Source organism: [Clostridium] ultunense DSM 10521, assembly GCF_000511955.1.
In the GTDB taxonomy this organism is placed as follows: Bacteria; Bacillota; Clostridia; order Tissierellales; family Tepidimicrobiaceae; genus Schnuerera; species Schnuerera ultunensis.
On sequence record NZ_AZSU01000003.1, the window covers coordinates 337,257 to 362,369 of the forward strand.

At 31.1% G+C, this 25,113-nt stretch carries 26 protein-coding genes; 3 read left to right on the forward strand and 23 right to left on the reverse strand.

Annotation, left to right across the window (positions count from 1 at the left end):
• Positions 1-14 precede the first annotated feature (14 nt).
• Positions 15-881, reverse strand: a complete 867-nt coding sequence (aroE, locus tag CUL_RS0108855) for a shikimate dehydrogenase (RefSeq protein ID WP_005586053.1) — start codon at positions 879-881, stop codon at positions 15-17.
• A 177-nt stretch (positions 882-1,058) separates the two neighbouring features.
• Here aroE and CUL_RS18005 point away from each other — a divergent pair, with 177 nt between their 5' ends.
• Together CUL_RS18005 and CUL_RS0108865 are read left to right on the forward strand one after the other, a co-directional pair.
• Positions 1,059-1,712: a YhcN/YlaJ family sporulation lipoprotein gene (locus CUL_RS18005; RefSeq protein WP_025641218.1), complete on the forward strand. Its 654-nt coding sequence runs from the start codon at positions 1,059-1,061 to the stop codon at positions 1,710-1,712.
• 59 nt (positions 1,713-1,771) lie between these two features.
• A complete protein-coding gene (locus CUL_RS0108865; RefSeq protein ID WP_025641220.1) occupies positions 1,772-2,509 on the forward strand; it encodes a polysaccharide deacetylase family protein in 738 nt (245 codons plus the stop codon).
• 28 nt (positions 2,510-2,537) lie between these two features.
• On the opposite strand, the gene CUL_RS0108870 is transcribed toward CUL_RS0108865, so the two are convergent.
• Both CUL_RS0108870 and CUL_RS0108885 read right to left on the reverse strand, forming a co-directional pair.
• Entirely contained in the window at positions 2,538-2,906 is a 369-nt protein-coding gene (locus CUL_RS0108870) for a sigma-70 family RNA polymerase sigma factor (protein ID WP_330216559.1), read from the reverse strand.
• Positions 2,907-3,498: 592 nt separating this feature from the next.
• Positions 3,499-3,678 (reverse strand): hypothetical protein, encoded by a 180-nt coding sequence (locus CUL_RS0108885; RefSeq protein WP_005586045.1) that lies wholly within the window; start codon positions 3,676-3,678, stop codon positions 3,499-3,501.
• A gap of 212 nt (positions 3,679-3,890) precedes the next feature.
• Here CUL_RS0108885 and CUL_RS0108890 point away from each other — a divergent pair, with 212 nt between their 5' ends.
• Entirely contained in the window at positions 3,891-5,519 is a 1,629-nt protein-coding gene (locus CUL_RS0108890; protein WP_025641224.1) for a recombinase family protein, read from the forward strand.
• Here the strand turns inward: CUL_RS0108890 and CUL_RS0108895 are convergent.
• The 20 genes from CUL_RS0108895 to CUL_RS17065 form a co-directional block, all read right to left on the reverse strand.
• On the reverse strand, positions 5,496-5,897 hold the full coding sequence (locus CUL_RS0108895) for a sigma-70 family RNA polymerase sigma factor (RefSeq protein WP_005586043.1): 402 nt from the start codon (positions 5,895-5,897) through the stop codon (positions 5,496-5,498). The genes CUL_RS0108890 and CUL_RS0108895 overlap by 24 nt on opposite strands.
• Before the next feature lie 62 nt (positions 5,898-5,959).
• Complete coding sequence (locus tag CUL_RS0108900) at positions 5,960-7,618, reverse strand: peptidoglycan D,D-transpeptidase FtsI family protein (protein ID WP_005586042.1); 1,659 nt, start codon at positions 7,616-7,618, stop codon at positions 5,960-5,962.
• 60 nt (positions 7,619-7,678) lie between these two features.
• Positions 7,679-8,299 carry a uridine kinase gene (udk, locus tag CUL_RS0108905; protein WP_025641227.1) on the reverse strand — a complete coding sequence of 207 codons (621 nt, stop codon included), beginning with the start codon at positions 8,297-8,299 and terminating at the stop codon, positions 7,679-7,681.
• Positions 8,292-9,533, reverse strand: coding sequence for a peptidase U32 family protein (locus CUL_RS0108910; RefSeq protein ID WP_025641229.1), 1,242 nt, complete (start codon positions 9,531-9,533; stop codon positions 8,292-8,294). Before CUL_RS0108910 ends, udk begins: the two co-directional genes overlap by 8 nt.
• Before the next feature lie 5 nt (positions 9,534-9,538).
• Entirely contained in the window at positions 9,539-10,186 is a 648-nt protein-coding gene (locus CUL_RS0108915) for an O-methyltransferase (protein ID WP_025641231.1), read from the reverse strand.
• Positions 10,187-10,257: 71 nt separating this feature from the next.
• Positions 10,258-11,304: an endolytic transglycosylase MltG gene (gene mltG, locus CUL_RS0108920; protein ID WP_025641233.1), complete on the reverse strand. Its 1,047-nt coding sequence runs from the start codon at positions 11,302-11,304 to the stop codon at positions 10,258-10,260.
• A 94-nt stretch (positions 11,305-11,398) separates the two neighbouring features.
• Positions 11,399-11,884, reverse strand: a complete 486-nt coding sequence (locus CUL_RS0108925; RefSeq protein ID WP_025641235.1) for a QueT transporter family protein — start codon at positions 11,882-11,884, stop codon at positions 11,399-11,401.
• Positions 11,885-11,909: 25 nt separating this feature from the next.
• A complete protein-coding gene (locus CUL_RS0108930) occupies positions 11,910-12,248 on the reverse strand; it encodes a YlbF/YmcA family competence regulator (protein WP_025641236.1) in 339 nt (112 codons plus the stop codon).
• Positions 12,249-12,259: 11 nt separating this feature from the next.
• Positions 12,260-12,853 (reverse strand): LysO family transporter, encoded by a 594-nt coding sequence (locus CUL_RS0108935; protein WP_025641239.1) that lies wholly within the window; start codon positions 12,851-12,853, stop codon positions 12,260-12,262.
• Positions 12,843-13,148: a LysO family transporter gene (locus CUL_RS0108940; RefSeq protein ID WP_025641241.1), complete on the reverse strand. Its 306-nt coding sequence runs from the start codon at positions 13,146-13,148 to the stop codon at positions 12,843-12,845. The genes CUL_RS0108935 and CUL_RS0108940 overlap by 11 nt, the downstream gene beginning before the upstream one ends.
• 112 nt (positions 13,149-13,260) lie before the next feature.
• Positions 13,261-14,925, reverse strand: a complete 1,665-nt coding sequence (locus CUL_RS0108945) for a ribonuclease J (protein WP_025641243.1) — start codon at positions 14,923-14,925, stop codon at positions 13,261-13,263.
• Positions 14,926-15,027: 102 nt separating this feature from the next.
• Positions 15,028-15,462, reverse strand: a complete 435-nt coding sequence (locus CUL_RS0108950; protein ID WP_005587894.1) for a Fur family transcriptional regulator — start codon at positions 15,460-15,462, stop codon at positions 15,028-15,030.
• A 67-nt stretch (positions 15,463-15,529) separates the two neighbouring features.
• On the reverse strand, positions 15,530-15,781 hold the full coding sequence (locus CUL_RS0108955; protein ID WP_005587895.1) for a DUF1292 domain-containing protein: 252 nt from the start codon (positions 15,779-15,781) through the stop codon (positions 15,530-15,532).
• An 11-nt stretch (positions 15,782-15,792) separates the two neighbouring features.
• On the reverse strand, positions 15,793-16,203 hold the full coding sequence (gene ruvX, locus CUL_RS0108960; protein WP_005587896.1) for a Holliday junction resolvase RuvX: 411 nt from the start codon (positions 16,201-16,203) through the stop codon (positions 15,793-15,795).
• 11 nt (positions 16,204-16,214) lie between these two features.
• Positions 16,215-17,162, reverse strand: a complete 948-nt coding sequence (locus CUL_RS0108965) for an aldo/keto reductase (protein ID WP_005587897.1) — start codon at positions 17,160-17,162, stop codon at positions 16,215-16,217.
• Positions 17,163-17,176: 14 nt separating this feature from the next.
• The gene (locus CUL_RS0108970; RefSeq protein ID WP_005587898.1) at positions 17,177-19,327 is read right to left on the reverse strand and encodes a hypothetical protein; all 2,151 of its coding nucleotides are present in this window, start codon (positions 19,325-19,327) and stop codon (positions 17,177-17,179) included.
• 13 nt (positions 19,328-19,340) lie between these two features.
• Complete coding sequence (locus CUL_RS0108975; protein WP_005587899.1) at positions 19,341-19,604, reverse strand: IreB family regulatory phosphoprotein; 264 nt, start codon at positions 19,602-19,604, stop codon at positions 19,341-19,343.
• Positions 19,605-19,688: 84 nt separating this feature from the next.
• Positions 19,689-22,328, reverse strand: a complete 2,640-nt coding sequence (gene alaS / locus CUL_RS0108980; RefSeq protein WP_025641248.1) for an alanine--tRNA ligase — start codon at positions 22,326-22,328, stop codon at positions 19,689-19,691.
• Positions 22,329-22,467: 139 nt separating this feature from the next.
• On the reverse strand, positions 22,468-23,016 hold the full coding sequence (locus tag CUL_RS0108985) for an AI-2E family transporter (RefSeq protein ID WP_025641250.1): 549 nt from the start codon (positions 23,014-23,016) through the stop codon (positions 22,468-22,470).
• Between the two features lie 588 nt (positions 23,017-23,604).
• On the reverse strand, positions 23,605-25,008 hold the full coding sequence (locus CUL_RS17065; RefSeq protein ID WP_025641252.1) for an ISLre2 family transposase: 1,404 nt from the start codon (positions 25,006-25,008) through the stop codon (positions 23,605-23,607).
• Between the last annotated feature and the right edge of the window lie 105 nt (positions 25,009-25,113).

The following is a 25,113-nucleotide window of genomic DNA, read 5'->3' on the forward strand; positions in this document are numbered from 1 at the left end:
GTTCTTAAGTATTACTATTCAACATAGATTTCCAAAATCCTTTTTATTTCTTTATAATTTTTTAAAAAGTTATAATCCTCTACTTCTAGCCATATTTCTTGGCTACATAATGCTTGGTTTATAAGCATGGAAAGGCCATTTATTGTATAATAGCCCTTCTTTTCAGCCAATTCCATAAGCTTTGTCCTTCTAGGTTTATAGATTATATCATATATAATTAAATTTTCAGAAAATCCATGAAGATTTATAGGACTTTCATCTATATTTGGATGCATACCTACCGAAGTACAATTGACAATTATATCAATTTTCTCTTTTCTAACATTCTTTAATTTTAAACTATCATATTCCGATGTAACTTTTGGGAACTTTCTTGATATTTTTTCAGCTAATATTTTAGCTTTAGATAAGGTTCTATTGCTAATAATAATTTTTTTAACTCCTTCCTTAGCTAAAGAAATAGAGATAGCATTTGCTGCACCACCAGCTCCTAATACTAATACGGTCTTATCTTTTACTCCCACATCTTCCAATTCTAAAGACTTTAAAAACCCCATTCCATCAGTATTATATCCTATTAACCTTCCATTTTTGTTTTTCACAGTATTTACAGCTCCTAAAATTTTTGCTTCATCAGAAATTGAATCTAAATGCTCCATGATGCTAATCTTATGTGGCAAAGTTACATTAAATCCCTTAATATTCAAAATTTTAAATACATTGATAACATCTGCCAAATCCTTTTCTTTTACATTAAAAGCCAAATAAATATTATTTTTCCCTATAATTTTATAATAACTATTGTTAATTATAGGTGATAAAGATTTGGCAATTGGATTTCCAATTAAGCAATAAACATCTTTATTAAAGTTTATGTCCATAGATTTTCCTCCTTAAAGATTCTTCTACTATTATAACAGAATAATAATTTATTAGTATATTATCAATTATGATAATATTTGTTATGATTACCTATTCCTTCTTTATACATATAACTTAAAAATTAGCCTTAATAAAAAAACTTAAAAAAGCAAAAATAGATATAGGAGGTGAAGATTTTGAAAAAAAATAAATTTTTATTTTTAGCTTTTGTTCTTACCTTAGTTATAACAACAATTGGCTGTACAGTAAATCGACCTGGAACCCAAACAAGGATAGGTCAGCAAACTCCTAACAATAATTTAAGCACAAGAAGAGATAATAATATGTTAGGTATGGATAGAAGGAACAATAATAATCTAGTTGGATTTGATAGAAGGAATATGGATAATATAACCGACATGAATAGAACTAGGCCTAACAATTTAGTTCGAAGAAATACGGATTTAGGTCCAAATACTGCTACAGAAATTGCTCCAAGAAATTATACAGGAATGAATAACGTTACTGCCAGAGCAAATGCCATAGCTGAAAGAGTAGCGGCTTTAAACGAAGTAAATAGATGTTCTGTATTAATAAGCGGCAATACGGCCATAGTAGGAGTAGATATGAAAAATAATTTAGAAGGTAGAATGACAACCGCTTTAAAACAAAAAATTGAAAGAACTGTGAAAAATATGGATAACAATATTGCAAATGTAAGCGTAACTGCAAACCCAGATCTATTTACTAGAATCTCAACTATGGCAAGGGATATTGGCGCTGGAAGACCAATATCTGGATTTGCCAGGGAATTCCAAGAAATATTAAGAAGGATTACCCCAGTAAGATAAATCCGGTTTCTCCGGATTTATCTTACATATTATTATAATAATTTGAAAGGGTGAATTGGATGAAAAAGAAAAAAAGGTTTTTTCTAGTTTTATTATTTATTTTTTTCATTGCCTTTATAATACTAAATAATACTCATGTTTCAATTGTAGCTATTGATAACAACTATGGAAAAATAGTTAACCATGGTTCCGTAGAGGAGCATGTTATAGCATTGACTTTTGACGACGGTCCCCACCCAAAATATACTAATGAAATTTTAGATTTGCTTAAGGAATATGATGTAAAAGCTACCTTTTTTGTTTTAGGAAAACTTGCCGAGGCTTATCCAGATATAATAAAAAGGCAATGGAAAGAAGGTCATGAAATAGGGAATCATACCTATTCCCACATTGATACTAAAAAAGTTACTAAAGAAGTATTATTAGAAGAATATGAAAAAACCCAGAATATTATTTTTGAATTGACTAATAACAAACCAAAACTTTTTAGGCCTCCTTATGGTTCTTTTAATAATAATACTATAGATATTATGGAGACCAATAATTCGGTAATAGTTCTTTGGTCAGCTCATCAGGATTCAAAAGATTGGAAAAATCCAGAAGTAAAAAATATTGTTAATACTACTCTTTCAAATTTAAGAAATGGAGATATTATTCTCTTTCACGATTATGTCTATTTTGAAAATAGTAATACAATAGAGGCATTAAAAAAAATCATACCTGAATTAAAGAAAAGAGGTTATAGATTCGTTACGGTTTCAGAGTTAATGAATCTAGAATCTTCAACTTGGGAATAAAATAGCAAATCCAGTGAATCACTGGATTTTAATTATTTAAAGCTTTGTTTAACTTTTCTATAGCACGTTTTTCTATTCTAGAAACATAAGATCTTGAAATACCTAACATGGCAGCAATTTCTCTTTGGGTCTTACATCCTCCATCTATTAGCCCATATCTTAATTCTACAATTTTCTTTTCCCTATCCTTTAACACTTTATTGATAGCCTGGTACAACTTCTTAGTTTGTAATTTTAAATGCACTTCATCTAATATATCCTCCGCGTCCGTTCCTAATATATCCAGTAAGGATATTTCATTTCCTTCTTTATCTATTCCAATAGGCTCTTGTAATGATACTTCTCCTTTCGATTTTTTATTAGCTCTTATTGTCATTAAGATTTCATTAGCAATTATATCTTAATGGTAACATTATTTAATAGAGATATTAGCCCTCCTAATAAAAATTGTTCAAAACATTAGCATTTTATTATCTTTGTCATAATATATACTAAAGCTATTAAGGAAACCCCTACATTTAAATTATTATCACCCTCTTTTATTGTATTTTGCCTACTCAAATAAGGTTTAGGAGGTGCATACTGTGAGTGACTTATTAGGTAGAAGAAGTTGCGATAATGATAGTTCTTTACTATTCTTTTTCCTATTATTGGTTGTTCTATTCTGTAACTGTGATATGTTCGGTAGAAGATGTTAACTTTCCTACTAATCGGGGCTTGTCCCCGATTTTTTATGTTTTTCCGCCATATATTGATCTGCTTTTTTATTTCATGCTTGCTCACTAACATTTTTAATTTCGTCTCCCTTGCTTTAGCTTCCACCTTCCTTATTTCAGTCAAAGTCTTATTTAAATCCTTTACTAATAATTCAGAGCCTTCAAGTATTTTTTGCTATATCTATGACTCCCGCTATTTCTATTTCATAGCATGTCAAATCTCTAGTTATTATTTCAAGTTCTTCCTTACTAAACATCTATTTTACTCCTTCTCTAATAAAATTCTTTTTCTACCTTTCTTATTATAGCTTCTAAAATTTCTACCTTGTCTTTACAACTGCAGGGGAGATTATTAATTTGATTTATAATAAATTCTGAGTGCATTTCTGTTATAATTTCTTCCAACTTTTTGTAATCTTCTTTTGTCTTAGGTAAATGAACTATAATATTCAATACCTCCCCTCCTTTCATATTTATTTATATTAACTCTTAGCTTTGTCCTATTACTAAGCTATTGAATTTTTCTTCATCTTATCTTTATGTTGGATCATCCTGATATAAGTTAGAATTAATAATATTTATTTTAGATTAAATATTTTGTTTTACATAAATAGTCAAAACTGCTTATATTATAATAATAATCATATTTATCTTGGGGGGATTAAATGAAAATAGCTATTTACTCTCGTAAATCCAAATTCACCGGTAAAGGTGATTCTATAGAAAATCAAATACAACTGTGTAGGGAATATGCTTATAAATGTTTTAATTCTACAAATGATAATATAATGATCTATGAGGATGAGGGGTTTACAGGTGGTAGTTCAGATAGGCCACAGTTTAAGCTTATGCTTAAGGATGCTAAGAGTAAGAAATTCCAGGTACTAATATGCTATAGATTAGATAGGATTAGTAGGAATATTGCAGACTTCTCTACACTCATAGAAGTTCTCCAGGAAAATGGTATATCCTTCATATCCATTAAAGAGCAATTTGATACTTCTACCCCTATAGGGCGGGCTATGATGTATATAGCAAGCGTATTTGCCCAGTTAGAAAGAGAGACTATTGCTGAAAGAATTAGAGACAATATGTTGCAATTAGCCAAAACAGGCAGATGGCTTGGAGGAGTTACCCCTACTGGTTTTGATTCTAAAGAACTGATCTTTCTAGACCCTTCTGGCAAAGAAAGAAAGATTTACAAGCTTGCTCCTTTAGGTGAGGAGATAGAAATCGTTAAACTTATATATAAGAAATTCTTAGAATTAGATTCTTTAACTCAATTAGAAAGGTTTTGTATACAGAATGGTATCAAGACTAAAAATGGATTAGATTATTCCAGATTTGCATTAAGAAATATTTTAACTAATCCTGTATACGCTGTAGCCGATAAAGATTCTTATAATTACTTTATTAATAATAATTACCAAGTATATGCAGACCTAAACGAATTCTCAGACAATAGAGGCATAATGGCATATAATAAAACTATCCAAAATAAAAATATGACAAATAAACTTAGAGATACCTCTGAGTGGATTATAGCAGTAGGAAAACATCCTGGTATAATAAGTGGCAAGGACTGGGTAAAGGTGCAAAATATGATTGAAAAGAATAGAACTAAAACTTTTAGAAGAACAAAAAATACAAAATCACTTCTATCTGGTATATTAAGATGTGGAAATTGTGGGAGCTTCATGAGACCAAAGATGGGCCGGGTTAACAAAGAAGGAATTAGAGTATTTTATTATTTGTGTGAGCTAAAGGAAAAAAGTAAAAGAGAAAAATGTAATATAAAAAATATCAAGGGCAATGATTTAGACAATCTGGTTATAAGTGAAATTAAAAAACTGCCTTATCAAGGTATTTTCCTATCTGAGGAAATGAAAAAGAATAAGAATAAAATAATTAATACTAAAAACAATTTCCCTTCTGAAATAGATATGTTAGAAGCTAGTATAGAATACAATAATGAGGCTATAGCCAATTTAGTAAATTCTCTATCCCAAGGACAAAATTCTAATGCTACTAAATATATAATAGAGCAAATAAACGAGCTAGATAAAAAGAATAAAAATATAAAAAAAAGGTTAGTTTGTTTAGAAAAAGAATCCAAGTCTAGTAAACTAAAGGCAAATAGCAAAGAAATTGCTGATGATATAAATATAAATTTTTGCTATATGGTGGATACTATGAATCCAGTAAGAAAGAGATACTTAATTAGAGCTGTTATAGATAAAATTATATGGGATGGAGATAATATAAAGATCCTAACATTTGGTACTGATTCTTAATAAGATAATAATATGTTTCCACAATGTGACTATAGCATTTTCTATACATCTTGCTGCATAAGTGGCTAGCCTAGTGCCTTTATTAGTATCAAATGTAGAAATAGCTTTAATTAGGCCAATTGTCCCTATAGAAATTAGGTCATCGATATCCTTTCCAGTATTATTATATTTTTTTACTATATGGGCTACCAATCTTAAGTTTCTTTCAATAAGAATATTTCGTGCTTTCTCATCTCCTGAAGCATATTGATTTAGATAATATGCTTCTTCCTCTTTACTAAGAGGTTTTGGAAATGAATTAGTACTAGACACATACCCAGAAAATATTAAAAAGGGTTTTATAACCCCTCCTAAGGAAAAAAATAATTGAGCAATCATAAAGGCACCTCCACTCTCCCCATACTAAAGTATATGTTTAGGGGATGGTACTGGTGCTAGTCCTACCTATTTATCTTATATATTTCTTTTATTATATTTTCAAAAATGGGAGCAGCCGTTTTAGAACCTGAATTGCCTTCTTCAACAATAACTGTTATTACATATTCTGGCTCTTTCTTAGGATAAAATCCTGAAAACCAGCCATGTATAGTTTCTTTTTTATTTAAAACAGCCTGAGCAGAACCAGTTTTCCCGCCAGAACCTCCCAAACTATCTAATTCAATATTTCTAGCTGTTCCACCTTCTACTACATCTATCAGGTATTCCCTTAATATTTGACAATTTCTTTCAGAAAGTATCCGTTCAGGAGCTACCCTATGAAATTTTTTTATCATATATCCATCCTCATTTGTTATTCCATCTACTATAGTCATGCCTGTTTTTATACCTTTATTAGCTACTACCAACATCATATTAGTTATTTGAATTGGAGTAGTTTCAATACTGCCTTGCCCTATAGATATATTCCCTATGGCTGGCCCCTGTAATTCTCTTCCAGTAGGCAGATTCCCTTCAATTTCCTCAATTAAACCAATATTTGTTTTATCCCCTAATCCCAATCTTTTTGCCATACTGATGATTTTTGTACTACCTAATTGCCGTCCTAATTGAATAAAAGCAGAATTACAGGATTTAGAAAAAGCTTCTTTTAAACCTATATGCCCGTGTCCTTCAACATTATTGCATTTAATTGTTACATTGCCTATTTCCTCATAACCTTTGCAGTAAAAATTACTGTCTAAATAATCAAAGTTTTCTTCCAAGGCAGTTAATAGCACAACCAATTTGAATAAAGACCCTGGTGGATAAGCCACTTGTATTGCTTTATTATATAATACCATATCCCTCCTATTTAGATATTCATCTATATCTTCTTGTTGAAAATTAGGCCTACTAGCCAAGGCCCTAATCTCTCCAGTTTTAACATCTGCCACAATTACAGCACCATTAACTTTCCTTTCATCTAATATCTCTTCAACAATTTTTTGAATATGATAATCTACAGTTAATTTGACTCCCTTAGGTTCCATTGCGCTATTTTTTTTGCTAACAGTATAGTTACTACTAAGAAATATATTTTTCTTTTCATCTAATTCTATGAATAAGGACCTTCCCATTCCTCCATTTTTTAGGATATCATCATAAACCTTTTCAATACCCGATTGGCCTATATTCTCTGATTTATTAATATATCCAATTACATGGGAAAGGAGATTTTCTCTACTATATCTCAATATCCTTTCACTTATTAATATTTCTTTATTATAATTGGAATCAATAATAGTACCTATTAAGGGTATCTCAATAATCTTTTCATTACCTTTTAATTTTTCTTCTAATTCCTCAGTTTCTAAATTACTATTCTTAAATATGAAGCTTTTTATAGCTTGATTATTTTTAATATTATCCTTTAATACGAAAAGGGTAGTAATCCTTTCTCTATTAGTCAGCGGAATCAAATTTTTGTCATATATCATACCTCTATCGGGGCAGAGATTTACCTCTTTTCCTCTTTGCTTTAAGGCTTGGGTTTTTAACGAATCATGATTTACTATTTGAAGCCAATATAACCTTCCAATTAACAGTGTAAACATAAAGGTGCAGCTTAAAAGATATTTTAATATCCTACTATGGATAATATTTTTTTTAAATCTTCTCATAAAAATCCCCCAATCCAATGATAATTATAGTATTACCAATTGGCTGGGGTTATATAATTTTTATCTATTTAATATGGAATTAATCTTTGTAACTATTATATCTATTGCTACTTTATTATAGCCTCCTTCAGGAATTATGATATCCGCATATTTTTTAGTTGGCTCTACAAATTGAAGATGGGCGGGCCTCACTGTAGACATATATTGATTTATAACTGAGTCTAAAGTCCTCCCTCTTTCCTTTATATCCCTTAATATCCGCCTAATAACCCTTACATCTGAATCCGTATCAACGAATATTTTTATATCACAAAGTTCTCGAATTTCATCATCGTTTAGAATCAATATCCCTTCCAGGATTATTATTTCTTTAGGATAGATAGTTATTGTTTCTTCCTTTCTAGTATGCCATTCAAAATCATATATGGGTTTTTCAATTGGCTTATTGTTTAATAAACCCTTTAAATGTTTTAATAAAAGATCATTATCGAAAGCAAAAGGATGATCATAATTGGTTTTAACCCTTTCTTCAAAGGATAAATGGCTTTGATCTTTATAATATGAATCCTGTTCTATAATAACTACATTCTGTCTATGGATAGATTTCAGTATCTCCTTAGAAACTGTACTCTTGCCAGAACCAGTTCCACCAGCAATTCCTATAAGTAATCCTTTATCCATCAGTTCTGTCCTCCCTACTCTTTCTAATAATATACCAAGGCTCTACTGGTTCCTCTATCTTCATCCTAATTATTTGTTGAGGGTGAGGAGCAACGTCTATTTCTTGTCCTTCTTCATCCCACATCTTTTCAATAGTTTGAGTAAAATGTTCTATTCTTGGTCCAAAGATTTCAACTTCATCTCCAACAAATATTCTATTTCTTTGTTCTATAGTAGCCATTTTTGATTTCTTATCATAATCTAATATGAGACCTACATAATCGTATCCACGGATATAGGAGCTAGAAGTATAAACTTGGTCTTCTTCAGCAGGTTTCCCAAAATAAAATCCAGTTGTAAAATCCCTATGGCTAGCCTTCTTAATTTCATCAATCCAATCTTTATTGAAGGTATAATTTTCTGGGGCTTTAAAAAATTCATCTATAGCCATCCTATAAGAACGTATAACTGTGGCAACATAGTAGGAACTCTTTACCCTTCCCTCTATTTTAAAACTTTTAATTCCTGCACGAATTAAACTAGGTATATGTTCAATCATACATAAATCTTTGGAATTAAAAATAAAAGTACCCTTTTCATCTTCAAATACTGGGAAAAATTCCCCTGGTCTTTTTTCTTCTACCAAATTATATTTCCATCTACAGGGATGGGCACAGTCTCCCCTATTTGCATCTCTACCTGCCATATAATTACTTAATAAACATCTTCCAGAGTAGGAAATACACATAGCACCATGGACAAAAGTTTCTATCTCTAAATCTTCCGGAATTTTTTCAATAATTTCTTCAATTTCCCCCAGGGACAGTTCCCTTGCCAATACTACTCTCCTAATACCTAGATCATACCAAAACATTATTGTTTCATAATTGGTAACACTAGCTTGAGTACTCAAATGGATAGGCAAATCAGGAATAGTCCTTCTTATGACAGAAAAGATTCCAGGATCGGATACAATAACTCCATCTACCTTTGATTCATATAGTTCCATTACATAGTCTTCAAGACCTATTAAATCCTCGTTATGGGGTACAATATTCATTGTTACATATACTTTTTTTCTTCTACTATGGGCAAACTCTACTCCTTCTTTTATTTCATCTATACCGAAGTTTTTTGAAGCTTTTCTTAATCCAAATTGTTCCCCACCTAAATATACTGCATCAGCACCATAGATTATAGCCATCTTTAATTTTTCTAAATCTCCTGCTGGCGCTAATAATTCTGGTTTTTCCAAATCCTTCACTCCTCTCTATAAGTTAAAGCCACTCCATCTCCTATTGGAATTACGCATGATTCATAGCCATCTAAATGGTTTATATATTTTAAATACTCCCTTAATCTTTTAACTATAGTTTTTTTCCGTCTAATTACTAGTTTATCAGTAGCAACCATGCCTTTAAACAACACATTGTCAGACATTATTATTCCTCTATCTTCTAATAAGTCTACACAGCTATTAAAAAAATCTAAATACTGTCCTTTTGCAGCATCTAAAAATATAAAATCGTATTTATCTCCTAAGGTTGGAAGTACTACCTCTGCCTCCCCATGAAGTATCTTTATTTTATCTCTATACTTTGCATTATCAATATTCTCCCTTGCCATTTCCACCATATCTAACCTTCTTTCAATAGTAGTAATTTTACAACTATCTTCTGTAGAGGTGGCCATAATAAGAGCTGAATACCCTATGGCAGTCCCTATCTCCAATATGTTTTTTGGCTTAGATATTTTCAACAATACTTTTAATAACTGAGCTACTTCCCTCTCAATAATTGGAATATTATTGATTCTAGCATAATCCTCTATATTCTTTAAATATCCTTTATGCTCTGGTATAATACCCCTAATATATTCTTCAACATATTCTTCATTAATATGGTTCAATCTGAATTTACCTCCTTGGCATAAATTAATACGTGGTATAACCACGTATTATTTTATTTAAAATTCAAATCTCATTTTTTAGGATTTGCTTTTAAATGTTCTTCATAAGTTCTAGAGAAAGTATGGGCTCCAGTTCCATCATCTTTAGTTCTAAAATAAAGATAATTCACTTCAGCAGGATTTAGGGCTGCAATTAATGATTTCTTGCCTGGTGAAGCTATAGGTGCAGGGGGTAACCCTTGGTGGATATAAGTATTAAAGTCGGACTTTATCTGAATATCCTTTTCCGATAATACTTCTTTCCTCTCACCTAATACATATTGAACAGTAGCACAGGATTGTAAAAGCATATTTTCCTTCAATCTATTATGGAATACAGCTGATATAAGTTCCCTTTCTTCGTCGAGTTTTGCCTCTCTTTCTATTATGGAAGCTAAAGTAACAATTTCATTTAATGATAGGTCTAGATCTCCTGTACTTGATTCTATATCTCTTTCATATACCTGAACAAATTGGGAAATCATTTTGCTAATTATATCCTCTTCAGAAGTACCAATATAGATTTCATAAGTAGATGGATATAAAAAGCCTTCTAAACTTTGACCATCTGCTAATTCCATTAAGAAAGGATATTTATCCTGAAAATACTTTTTATCAGAGGTTAACTCTATAAACCTCTTCTTATCCACAATACCTTCTTCAGCTAATTTATCAGCCATTTGGCGTATTTCATAGCCTTCCGGTATGGTAAATTTGATAACATTATCATTTTTTCCACCTTTGGACAATTCATAGATTATTTCATCAGTGCTCATACCTGTATTTAATGTATAGATTCCAGCTTTCAAATTGCCCTCTGCCTTCTTGTTTTTAACTGCTATTCTAAAAATGAATTCATTCTTAATTAAACCCTCTTCTTTTAATATAGTGGCAATTTTCTTAGAACTAATGCCATTAGGTATTTCAATATTTATATTAGTAGGGTTTTCAGCGGAAACCGCCATAAGCCCATTTTTATAGTATCTTCCTATTAGGAGTACAGAAAAAATTATTAATAGGAAAAACATAAGAAGCTTATTTTTATTCTTTTTTTTCTTACCCCTAGCTGTTCCTAACACAAAATCTCCACCTTTTAATAGATATTTATCTATTTTATTATACATTTTTTACGGAATAATTACAACAATTAACATAAAGTTTAAATAGCAATATCTATTGGTTTTCCAAATGTTTTACAGTTTTATTGTATACAGATAGTATTAGCGTCCCAAAGATGGCTACTGATGCTGTTTCTCCAACACTAATCCCTAGAACTGTATACCAATAAGGAATATTGGTGAAATAGGATACCCATATGGATACAATAAATCCATTTAACAGTATAGGCGGTAATGCACCTAAAACCCTATTGGGCATCTTGCTGGTTAAATAAGCTGCTATTAAAGTAACTAAACTTCCTCCTAATATATCGATTAAACCAAATGCTGAGTAAGGTGTAAGTAAAAAATTTGCTACTAAACAACCAACAAATAATCCTGGTATTGCCGCTGTTTCTACCAAAGGTAGCAATGTCAAACCTTCAGCTATTCTGAGTTGTATAGGTCCAAAAGTCAGATTCCCCATTGGAATCTGTATTAAAACTAAAACTAGGTAAATCCCTGCTATTAAGCTAGCTTTTGTCAAATATTTCGTATTCATCTATATACCTCCTCAGCTAAGTTCTTTAATCTTTCTCTATATCTATAGCATCCCCAATTATTTTACTAATATCTTGAACCAATTGGGAAAATCTTAATTCAGCCTTTAAGAATTCATTAATTGATGGATTTAACATTAGTACCTCTTCTAATTTGTTTATCTTCTCCATCTCTTCTTGACTTATTTCTTTTCCAGACATTTTTTCCATTTGTATTTCAAGAGCTTTCTTTTTAAAATCTTCTACCATTCTTTTATTATTTTTATCAGCATAGACTTTCCTCTTATTTTCAATATAGGTTTTATATTCTTCTGATGTTTTTATTGCCCTAGCCAGTTTATGGGCTTGATCATAAACATTATTCATATTATCCCCTCCTAAAATCTCAATATTATTGGTAATATAATAGGTACTGAGATAGTGGATATTAATCCAGATATAAATGCAATAATAGTGGTTTGAGAGTCGGTAAATTTAGATATTACAGGTAAAGCTGTATCCATTGCAGTTGCACCACAAATTGATATACTCTCTATATATCCTATATGCTTGGCAACAAAAGGTACTAAAATTAATGCAATAACTTCTCTTATGACGTTTGATAAAAAAGCTAATGCACTGAGCTCAGTGGAATAGCCTGCAACCATCATAGAAGAAAGAGTGTACCAGCCTAGCCCAGATCCAATTGCTCCCGCCTCACTTAAGGGCATACTAAGTACTATGCCACCAAAAATTCCTCCTAATATACCACCTACTATTATACCAAAGGGAACTAACAATATTTTAAAACCCATGGTTTTAATATTAGAAAATATGTCTTTTTGTCTTCCAATATCTATTCCCACAAAAAATAATAATAAACATAAGCCAATATCTATAACAATATCAGTGTATTGTAAAAAATTTGATGGCAAGAAAAAATACCCTAAACCTATTCCTGCAAAAATGGATAATAATATTTTAAGGCTCAAATCTATTTTCTCCTTCCTTTAAAATAATAAATCTAGTTAGAATTTTAATAACCAAAAGCGTGAAAAAAATAGTAGATATGGCAATTATTCCAGCCCTATATCCTATAGAAAGAAGAGATTTTATTACCTTTTCATCTAACCCAATTCTAATACCCATTATAAATAGCAGGAAGAACAAACAAATGTTTTGAATTAGATTTAGCTTCTTGCCTACATTTGTGCTTATTTTTTCTTCATATCCTAATATAGTGCCTATTGCAATTATAGTTAAATAGATTAATAATCGTATTCCCATATTCCACCTCCATTATTTAATTAAATATTATACCATTATTCATTGGTACTAAACAAGTAATAGTCTAAAAAATCCTAGCATATTCCATAAGAACACACTAGGATTAAATTAGTTAAACTTCCATGATTATTGGTAATATCATTGGATTTCTCTTAATCTTTTCATATAAAAATCCTCTTAAAGCATCCCTTATACTGGATTTTAAGGTTGCCCAATCTGTAATATTTCTCTTTTCACATTCAAATAGTACATCCCTCACTACTTCTCTGGCTTCCTCCATTAAATCCTCTGACTCTCTAACGTAAACAAAACCCCTAGATATTATATCTGGTCCAGCTATTACTTTACCTTCCTGTTTGCTCATAGTTACTACTACAACGATTAGCCCGTCTTCAGATAGATGCTTCCTATCTCTTAGCACTATATTGCCAACATCTCCAATTCCTAAACCATCTACTAAAATATTACCAGATTGAACATATTGATTTATTGCTCCAGAGTTTTTGGTAAATTCAATCACTGAACCGTTGCTCGCAATGAAGATATTTTCTTTTGGCATGCCTAGTTCCATAGCCAATTCTCCATGCCTTTTCAAATGTCTATATTCTCCATGAACCGGTATGAAAAACTTAGGCTTTAATAATGTGTGGATTAATTTTAACTCTTCCTGACAAGCATGGCCTGATACATGAACATCGGCCAAAGATTCATAAATAACTTTGGCACCAATCTCCATTAGTTTATTGATCACCCTGAAGACGGTTTTTTCATTTCCTGGAATAGGAGAAGCAGAAATAACTACCAAATCTTCAGGTACCAATTCTATCTTCCTATGTTCTGAAAAAGCCATTCTAGATAAGGCAGACATAGGTTCTCCCTGGCTACCTGTAGTTAGTATTACTATCTCATTATTAGGATATTTATGCATATCATTAATGTCAATTAGAGTCCCTTCTTTAATCCTTAAATAGCCTAAATCATATGCCACATTAATGGTATTTACCATACTCCTGCCTGAAACTATTACTTTCCTATTATATAGCTCCGCTGCATCAATAACTTGTTGTACCCTGTGCACATTGGAAGCAAAAGTTGCAACAATAATTCTTGCCGGCGCTTTTAGAAAAATATCATTAAAAGTATCTCCTACGGTCTTCTCCGACATAGTATATCCTGGTCTTTCAACATTCGTACTATCAGCTAATAGAACTAATACTCCTTTGCTTCCAATTTCTGCGAACTTGTGTAAATCGATTAAATTGTCGTTTATAGGTGTATAATCAATTTTGAAATCTCCAGTGTGAACTACAATACCCACAGGTGTATTTATTGCTAATGCAACACTATCTGGTATGCTATGGCTAGTTTTTATTATTTCAACTGTAAAACAACCCAGTTTAATCTTATCACTAGCTTTTATCTCGATTAAATTAACCTTGTCTAATCTATGTTCCTTTAATTTATTTTCCACCAGACCCAAGGTTAATTTTGTTCCATAAACGGGTAAATCCAATTTTGCAAGAGCATATGGTAATCCTCCAATATGATCCTCATGCCCATGGGTTAATATAATCCCTCTAATTTTTTCTTTGTTTTTTATAAGATAAGTTATATCAGGTATCACCACATCAATTCCCAACATCTCATCCTCAGGAAAGGTTAAGCCACAATCGACTACAATAATATCATCTTTATATTCAAAAACGGTAATATTCTTACCAATTTCTCCCAGGCCACCTAATGGAATAATTTTTAATTTATTTGTTTTTTTCGCCACTTTATCATCTCCTTTATATTAATTTCTCCAATTCTCTTTGCATAATAACTATAGGATTATTGTAATTTTTTCCTAAAAAAATGAATCCCAAAATGGGATTCATTATTGGCAATCGGCACAGTACCCAAAAAACTTTACATTATGGTCAACAATTCTAAAATTATTCTCTATTTCAATTTCATTTTCTAAATTTTCCAATAGATCTAATTTAACTTCCATTACCTTTCCACATTTCAGGCATATTAAATGATGATGGTGATGACTATCCGAATCATAGTTTAATTCATATCTATTATATCCATCATCAAAATTAACCCTATAGATAATATTTAATTTTTCTAACAATTGTAAGGTTCTATATACCGTAGCTATTCCGATCTCCGGATATTTAACCTTAACAATATCATAAACCTCTTCTGGATTTAAATGTTTCTCATGATTCTCTATTATTGCATCCAAAATAGCCCGTCTTTGGGTAGTTAACTTATAGCCCTCTTCTTTAAACCTTTCCTTCATTTCTTCCATATTAATATCCATTTTTTCACCCGCTTATAATCCTATATTATAGAATACTAGTATAGGTTCCACTTGTCAAGTATAGAATTTATTGTAATTTTTCTTTTTGTATCTCCTCAAAGGTTTCAATGACATCCTTTAATTCTTCATCGTCGTCGATACCTACTAGGATTGGTTCTCCTTCATCATCATATTCAATTCTCAATAAATAGGTCAAGGACTCCATATCATCTACCGGCAACAAAGCAGCATACTCAAAATCATCTAAACCAAAAGTGGCTAAGACTTGGAACTCTACTTTGTTTCCCATTTCGTCTAATAAAACTATTTTTTCATTCATCTTTTCACCTCTTATCTTCTATCTAAATAATTCTGCAAAATATAGCTAGCAGCAACTTTATCAATAATTTTTTTACGGTCTTTCCTACTTACATCTCCTTCTAATAATATCCTTTCTGCAGAAACAGTAGTCAACCGTTCATCCTCCAATATGATTTCTATATTTATCTTCCTCTTAAGTTTTTCAACAAAATCCAATACCTTTTCACCTTGAGACCCTAAGGTATTATTCATATTTTTAGGAAGACCTACCACTATTTTAGATATATTATATTCTTCTATTATATCCTGGATCTTTTTTATATCCTTTTTATTACTTTCCCTAGCAATAGTTTTAAGCCCTTGAGCTGTAAGTAATAAAGGATCACTTACGGCAACACCAATAGTCTTATCGCCAACATCTAATCCCATTATTCTCTTCATATTTTTCACCTTTATATTATCTTTATACAAAATTCAGGACAGTTTCTTGCACAATAGCTGCAAAGTATACAATTTTCATTAGGTACCGCTCTACCCTCAATGATTTCAATCCCATGATGTTTGCAGGTGTTTACGCAATTACCACATCCCAAACAATAATCAGCAACTATTAGTCTTCTCTTTTTACTCATTAAACTGTTTTTTAAACTATCCGGCACTAGTCCTGTTTCCATCAAATTGATATTGGAATCTATTTCTTCCTTGGATTGCATTCCTATAGCTACAGAATTAATATAAGGAATGTTTCTTACGAAATTAAAGGCTTCTTGAGCTTTAGGAATTAAATGGCCTCCTCCTAAAGGCTTCATGCTGTATATACCCTTTCCCTTTTCATTAGCTTCCTTTATAACTGATAACATATTCTCAACATTACCATCCTGTATACCTATTCCTTCTTTGTTAACAATAGGATGTATTATATCAATATGGTCACAGATTAATCCTCCTAAAACCCCTTCTACTCTATGAGTTGAAATACCTATTGCCCTTATTTTACCCAATTTTTTCGCTTCTAAAAAATATTCTATTGCCCCTTGATGCCCCCTTAGAGTATGGATGCTCTCCTGTTCATGAAGCATAAAAATATCAATATAATCAGTTCCCAATTCTTTTAAAGCCAATTCAAGACTCTCTTTTGCCATATCTTTAGTATATGCATAACATTTAGTAGCGATAACATAATCCTCTCTATTTATCCCCTTTAGGGCTTCTTTTATATAATTATAATTTTCATATATTTCAGCAGTGTCAATAAAATTAATTCCTTTAGAATAAGCATATTTAATAAGATAAGCTCCTTCTTTTATGGATAGATTCGCCTGAAATGGGGTCATAGTTAAAGACCCGAAACATAGTCTTGAAACTTCTATATCGGTATTACCTAATTTTACTCTATTCAATTTATGTCCACTTCCTATTCTATAGTCATTTCCTCAGCATTTATAATGATAAAAAGCAAAAATATTGTTATCAAATTAATTGATATTGCAGATAGTATTAAGCCAGAGTCATTTAGAAGAAATCCTACTATACTACCAATTATACATGATAAGTAGCCTTTTCCTAGACCACTATTCATCATTCTGTTAATCCTAAATTCAAATATATATGAAATTATTACTTGAACAAATAGGTTTATAATTGTCACTTTCGTCCAACTAGATATACCAACCAATCTGATATTCATTAACAATTTTCTATCTATAATATTTTTTATTATACTTATACCCTTATCCTTAATGGATAGTAGCGTACCCCCTAAGTGGGTTGGTGTAGGGTTTAATTTTATATCTATATAACCGAAAATAGTAATTGCTAAACTTACTAAAACTAGACCTAAAATTATACTTTTATAATTTAACTGTTTATTCATTAATTCTAAAACAAAATATAAACTAGCAGATAATAATGCAATTGTCCCCCCCACATTAGCCCCTAGTTTAGGATGACCAACTAAAGCTATGGATATAAATAGAGCTAAAATAGATACAATCTTATTTTCACATTTTTCATATAATAAACCTGCAGTTAAAGTTGATGCAGTTAAAAACAAGCCGACCATTTCGTTTCCTATACCAAAATATCTGGCTCCAATAATAGGATCGTGACTCATAATAGAAAATTTAGTAATATACCCGTTAAATAATATATCCAAAACGATTAAAATGAAATAAGAATAAGTAATAATATATATCATTTTATTACTATTAAATCTTTTAAAGGTATAGGCAAATAAGCCTAACAAAAGTATTAAGCTTATAACAAATTTTAACAGATTATCTATATAAAATAGTGAACTTATAATTAATATTACAGGAAGGCTAAACAATACCAATAAAATTGTTTTAAGCCATTCACCAATCCTATTATTAAGCTTAATCTTAAATATTAACATAATTAGTATTATTAACACTGCAATGATACTAATAGTTCCATAAGTTAGTAAAGTCTTAGACCTTATTTTGGACATAAGGTTAATACGTCCATTAATAGAACTTATATAACTAAAGGCATCTTCCTTTTCTATATGCTTAATTATGCTACCAGACATATTCTCCGCTGTAAGATTGAAAAAGTTTACAATGGTTGGAGATATATCCAAGTTAGAGATAATACCAGGTCTATTAGTGGTAGAAGAAATGGGTACACCCGGTTCAACGCCTTTACCCCATAAAAAGATTGGCGCTAATCTATTGCCATCAATTCTTTCCTCTCCACTATTTGGACTCAAAACCATTAGCAAAGATTTATCTTTATCAATAATATTTAGTAAATTACCAATAAAAACATCTATACCTTCTAAAACTGTATTCCTTTTTTCATGAAACCCATCTTTCGATAAAAAGTTGCTATAGCTATTAAGCCTGCTCAAATCTCCTGTATCCACTACTATTAAAGATGCCTTAGATTTAATATGAAATATTTCGTTCAATATTTTATCATAGTCTGTCCTAAAACCGTAAGGATAACTACCATCCTCAATAAGAATATTATCTATATTACCATAATCAATAAGTCCTTTTGAATCCATAGGTATTAAAGCTGAAGTCCTTATCAACTCTTCATCTATATCGCTATTACCAAAAACAGCCGTTTTAAGCCCTCCATTATGCAAAACCTGACCTAATGCTCCTAAATATGGAGAATATTTATTGTTTTCATTTTGATTGTATAACCTGCCTGTCTGAATATTTCCTACCTTATAATCTTTATCTAATACACTTACTCTATTTTCATAGATTTTCTTAAACCGACTATCCATATTGTGAAATTGACTACTTTCATTATTAGCAAAAGCTTTATTTGAAGCATTGATGGTAATAAAACTATCTGCGCCTCTATAACCACTAATACCACGCACATTCATCAAACCAAAACTACCATCATACATTAAACCCTTCAAATTCGGCATTTTTTCTATATCTGAAAGGGTCAATTTGTTAACAACTACAATATATACATTAGTATCAATATTAAAATTGTCATTACAATAGCTAAATTCTTCATAAGAAAATAGCAATAATAAAATTATAAGTAGTGTCACAATTCTATTAGTTCTTCTCACTTAAGATTCTCTCCTAAACCTCTTTTTCTTCTAAATAATTACCCAGTATTTCTTCTAAAAGTTCATCCCGTTCAATTTTTCTAATTAAACTTCTAGCATCATTATGACTTGTAATATAGGTTGGATCTCCCGATAAGATATACCCTATTATTTGATTAATAGGATCGTAACCCTTTTCTTTTAATGCATTATAGACGGTTAAAATGATTTTTCTAGCTTCATTTACATTTTCTTTAGGTGATTCAAATTTCATAGTCCTATTAAAGTTATTATTCATTATAACACCCCCTATAATATTTATATCATATCATTTATATAATATACAGTACGAAAATAAATATTAGCCATAAATGGCTAATATTTATTTTACTTGTTTTTCAACAATTGACGGGACTATATTTAAAGCTTCTTCCACCTTAGATATATCCTTTCCTCCTGCTTGCGCCATATCTGGTCGGCCACCGCCACCACCACCGGTAAAGCTTGCCACTTCTTTTATAATATTCCCTGCATGGATACCCTTTTGGACTAAATCCTTGGTTACCATTGAAACAAAGAAAAGTTTTCCACTATCTACACTAGCTAAAACAATAACGCCAGTATCTAAAGAACTCTTTATTTCATCACCTAGATTTCTTAAATTATTCATATCCATATTATCTACTTTATAGGTAACAATATTTATGCCATTGATTTCTTGTTTAGAATTCAATATTTCGTCTACAGCAGATGAGGCCATTTTAAACTTTAAAGAATCTATTTGTCTTTCTTTTTCTTTCAATTCTTCAGTTATATTCTCTATTTTTCCAATAAGATCCTTTCTATTGGTTTTAATGATTTTCGCTATATTATCAATATCTTTTTCTAGTTCTTCCAAATATTCATAAACAGCCCTGCCTGTTATTGCCTCAATCCTCCTAACCCCAGAAGCAATACTGGATTCACTGATTATTTTAAATAGTCCAATACTGTTTGTATTATTTACATGGGTACCTCCACATAATTCCTTTGAATAGTCTCCCATTTGAACAACCCTAACTAATTCTTTATATTTATCTTCAAATAATCCTATTACACCCATTTCCTCTGACTCTTTTAAGGACATTTCAATAGTTTCAACTTCTAATGAGTCAAGGATTTTTTCATTTACTATTTTTTCTATTTGTCTAAGTTCTTCTTCTCCTACCCCTTCATAATGGGTAAAATCAAATCTTAATCTATTTGGTAATACTATTGAACCAGCTTGGTTCACATGTTCACCTAACACATCCTTTAAGGCTTTATGGAGTAAGTGGGTTGCTGAGTGATTTCTCATTATGTCCCTTCTATTATCTATATCGATAGACGCTAATACTTCATCCCCTAAATTAAGATCTCCTTCTTCCACTTCAACAAAATGGATTATAGTATCATCTTTCGTATATTTGGTATCAATAACCTTTCCTTTAAATCCTTTCCCCTCTATATACCCAATATCTCCAACCTGTCCCCCACTTTCAGCATAAAATGGAGTTTTCTTTAATATTAATATACCCTCATCCCCTTCTCCTATACTATTTACCATATTGCCATCTATGAATATTCCTGCTACTTCCGTTTCTAGGGACATAGTATCATAACCTTTAAATATGGTATCATAACCTTCGATTTCTTCAAAAGAACTTCCATTTTTCCAGCCAGAATCTGAAAACTCTTCTCTAGCCCTTCTAGCCCTTTTCCTTTGCTCTTCCATGTATCTATTAAAGCCATCTTCATCTACAAATAATCCCTTTTCCTCCAGTATTTCCATAGTTAAGTCTAAAGGAAAACCATAGGTATCATATAATTTAAAGGCTTTTTCCCCACTTAAACGTTTTTCATCTTGTTCTAACATTTCCTCAATATAATCTTCTAATATATGAATTCCTTGATGGATGGTCTCTTGAAATTTTTCTTCCTCAGCTTTGATAACTTTCTTAATTTGACCTTCCCTTTCTTTTAGCTCCCCATATTCTACCTTCCAAGACTCTATAACCTTTTCTACTACACTGTTCAAAAAAGCTTCCTCAATTCCCAGCAGTTTGCCATGCCTTGCTGCCCTTCTTATTAGTCTCCTTAATACATAGCCTCTACCCTCATTACTTGGTAATACTCCATCGGATACGAGAAAGGTAATAGCCCTAGCATGATCGGTAATAACCCTTATTGATACATCCGTCGTAGGATCTGCACCATATTTTTTTCCTGACACCTTTTCTACTTGATTAAGTATTTTTTTCACTTCACCAACCTCAAAAATATTGTCTGCCTTTTCCATTACTGCAGCAATTCTTTCAAGTCCCATTCCAGTATCAATATTTGGGTGCTCTAATGGATGATATGCGCCTGATTCATCCTTATCAAATTGTGTAAATACTAGATTCCATACCTCAATAAATCTATCACATTCACAACCAGGTTGACAATTTGCTTCTCCACAACCGTATTTTTCTCCTCTATCCACATAGATTTCCGAACAAGGACCACAGGGCCCTATTTCTAATTCCCAAAAATTATCTTCTTTACCTAAACGAACTATTTTCGATTCATCTAACCCTATAACTTTATTCCATATCTCATAAGCTTCATCATCATCTAAATATACCGATGCCCAAAGATCCCCTTCTGGAATTCCCATTTTTTCAGTTAAAAACTCCCAAGCCCATTCTATTGCTTCTTTTTTGAAATAATCACCGAAGGAAAAATTACCTAACATTTCAAAAAAAGTAGCATGTCTGTCCGTCTTCCCTACATTTTCTATATCTGCAGTCCTAATGCATTTTTGACAAGTAACAACTCTATTATTTGGAGGAGTTTTTTCCCCAGTAAAATAAGGTTTTAAAGGGGCCATACCAGCATTTATCAATAATAAGCTCTTATCATTTTTAGGCACTAGAGAAAAGCTTGGCAATATTAAATGGCCCTTTTCCTCAAAAAAATTTAAAAATTCTTTTCTTATTTCATGTAAACCCATATTTTTCATCAGTTGTACACCTCACTTGATATTTTAAAAAAATTCGCCCCTCATCAAAGGGACGAGAATTCACGTTCATGCCTATATTTGGATTATAATTTAAACTTAAATTTTTGTCAAACATAATAAAGATTATAATCTAGCTAATCTACCCGTTTCTTATCCTTATCTTCTCTATAAAAAACCCAAATAATATTTTAAATACAGCCACTGCTGGAATAGAAAATATCATCCCCATAACCCCAAATAATCCGCCACCTATTATCAAGGCTAATAATATGGTAATAGGATGGATACCTGTAGTTTCACCTATAATTTTAGGTGCCAAAACATTATTCTCTATCCATTGTATTCCAACGAATAACACTGCAACCCATAAAGCCTTAATAGGACTATTTAATAATGCAAAAAATACAGCTGGCAAAAATCCTAGGAAGGGACCAAAATAGGGAATTATATCAGCCACTCCTGTTATAATTCCAATAACTATGGCAAAATCAATTCCTAGGATCATCAACAGAATAGTAGTTGCTATCCCCACATAGATGGCCAATATTAACCTTCCCCTAATAAATTGGCTCAAAACCCTATCAATCTCTAGAGATACTTCCTTAACTTCCCTTCTCATCTTTTTTGGTATAGTTAGATATATTTTAGTTTTAAAGTATTCTTTATCCTTTAAGAANCTAAGTTTCATAGGGTATTAATCCCGGTTTCCCGAGGCTATCCCCTTGTGGAAGGCAGGTTCCTCACGCGTTACTCACCCATCCGCCGCTAAGAAGTTTATCATTCCACCCGAAGACTTCATGATAAATTCTTCGCTCGACTTGCATGTGTTAGGCACGCCGCCAGCGTTCGTCCTGAGCCAGGATCAAACTCTCATTTGAAAAGTTTGCCTGTTAAAATATTTCTTACTCAAAGTACTTCACACTGTTTAGTTGTCTAGGTTCATTTGTTGTCGACGCCTTTTAGAGCCGACTTTTATAATATAACAAATTTTATTTATGTTGTCAAGAAGTTTTTGTTTTTAATTTTTCATTTTTTACAACTTGCTTCTGACAGCTATCTTAATATACCAAGTTTTTTGTCATTTGTCAATAACTTTTTTAATTTTGATAGTGTCAAGTAATTGTTGGAAAACAATTAAAAAATAATTTTGTAAATAATATTAGAATACTAATCCTGTATTTATACAATGTAACGATCTATAATTTATATTTTAAATAAGCTTAATAAACCTAAATGGATAGGCAAATTTATATATTATTTTAAAGTATGTTAGTTATTAAAAATATGAGGCTTTAAGCATACCTTTAAGCCACCTGCCATCTGTTCTTGATATATATGGCATATCTATCATTATATCTGGATCCATATTGTTATATGTCCTTTTTACGTTATTTATCATTTTTTCATCTAATTCTAAAATTCTTTTTTCTCTTTTTCTTTCAGATCTGGTATTCCTATAATATTCCTTTATACTTCCGCCATTAGCTTTGTATACCCTCATTCGTGCCATTTCATCTGCTCCAATTACACTCCATCCCATAGGTCTTGAACTTAATCTAGATGACAATATATGACTTATATGCCCCTCTGCACTGCATCTATATTTCTTTTCTCCAAATAAATTTTTAATGCCTTCCCAATTATTTGATATATATCTTTTGGCTCTTTTCATGCTTTCTCTCTTGCTTTTTATTGGTGTTTCTTCTATTGCAAAATTTATAATTTCCATTGTACATTTTTTATTTCCAGCTTTCATATAATTCCATAATGGTTCATCGATATATATTGGATTTTCAAGGCTATCAAGGTGAGCAGTTATTATTTTTACATATTTACTAAGATGATAATGATCAAGCACATATTTACTGCCATTAATTATTTCAAGACCACTTTTAATCCAATTAGCACCATCTCCTGCTATAAATATATCTTCTACTAAATCTAAATCATAGGCTTCATCTAGATATGTTGCGACCTCTGTCCACAGATCTTCAGGATTCATCTCTCCAGTAAAATACCTTACATTTTCAAGTTTTGTTCTTCCCTTATTTATTTTTGTTTTATTGTCATAAACATAGATTAATTTCATTTCTTTATTCTTTCCATTTTGTAATGGAACGTGGTCTTCATCTGCTTCTATGTAGATTGTATTTACCTTTCTTTTCTTCCCTATATCAAGTTCTAGATTACCTATTGCTCCATTTTCCCTTATGATTTTCTTTACTGTTTCTCTACTAATATCCACAGGTGTAGATAATTCTGCTGCTTTTTTGTAACTTACATCAGTAGATTTATCTAAAATATCTCCCTTTAAATTCCCCTCAACTCTTTCGTATTTCTCTATCCCCAATAATTCATCTAAAATATATACATAATTATTTTCATTTATATTTTTATAATATGCCCTTTCAAATTCTAATTCACCAAATTTAGTAATTAAAGTTCTTTCAACTTTTCCTTTATGAACATGGTATTTTCCACTTCTTTCAGGAGATTTTTTAATAATACTATTTAATTCACTAATTATTGCTTGAATAGTTTTAATACCAATATCATTAACCATTTCTCCAACTGAATCTACAATATCATCGAGGTTTCCTTCGCCTTCAAGAACTCTTATTATATTTTCTTCAATTTCACCCTTAACTTTTCCTGCTATTAATTGTATAATATTATTCATAGAGAATATCCTCCTTTTTTGTGATTTCGACGATTACATTATATCAAATTGAGGATTATTCTCTATATTTTTTTGTTTATTTGTCCAACAATTATTTTACACTAA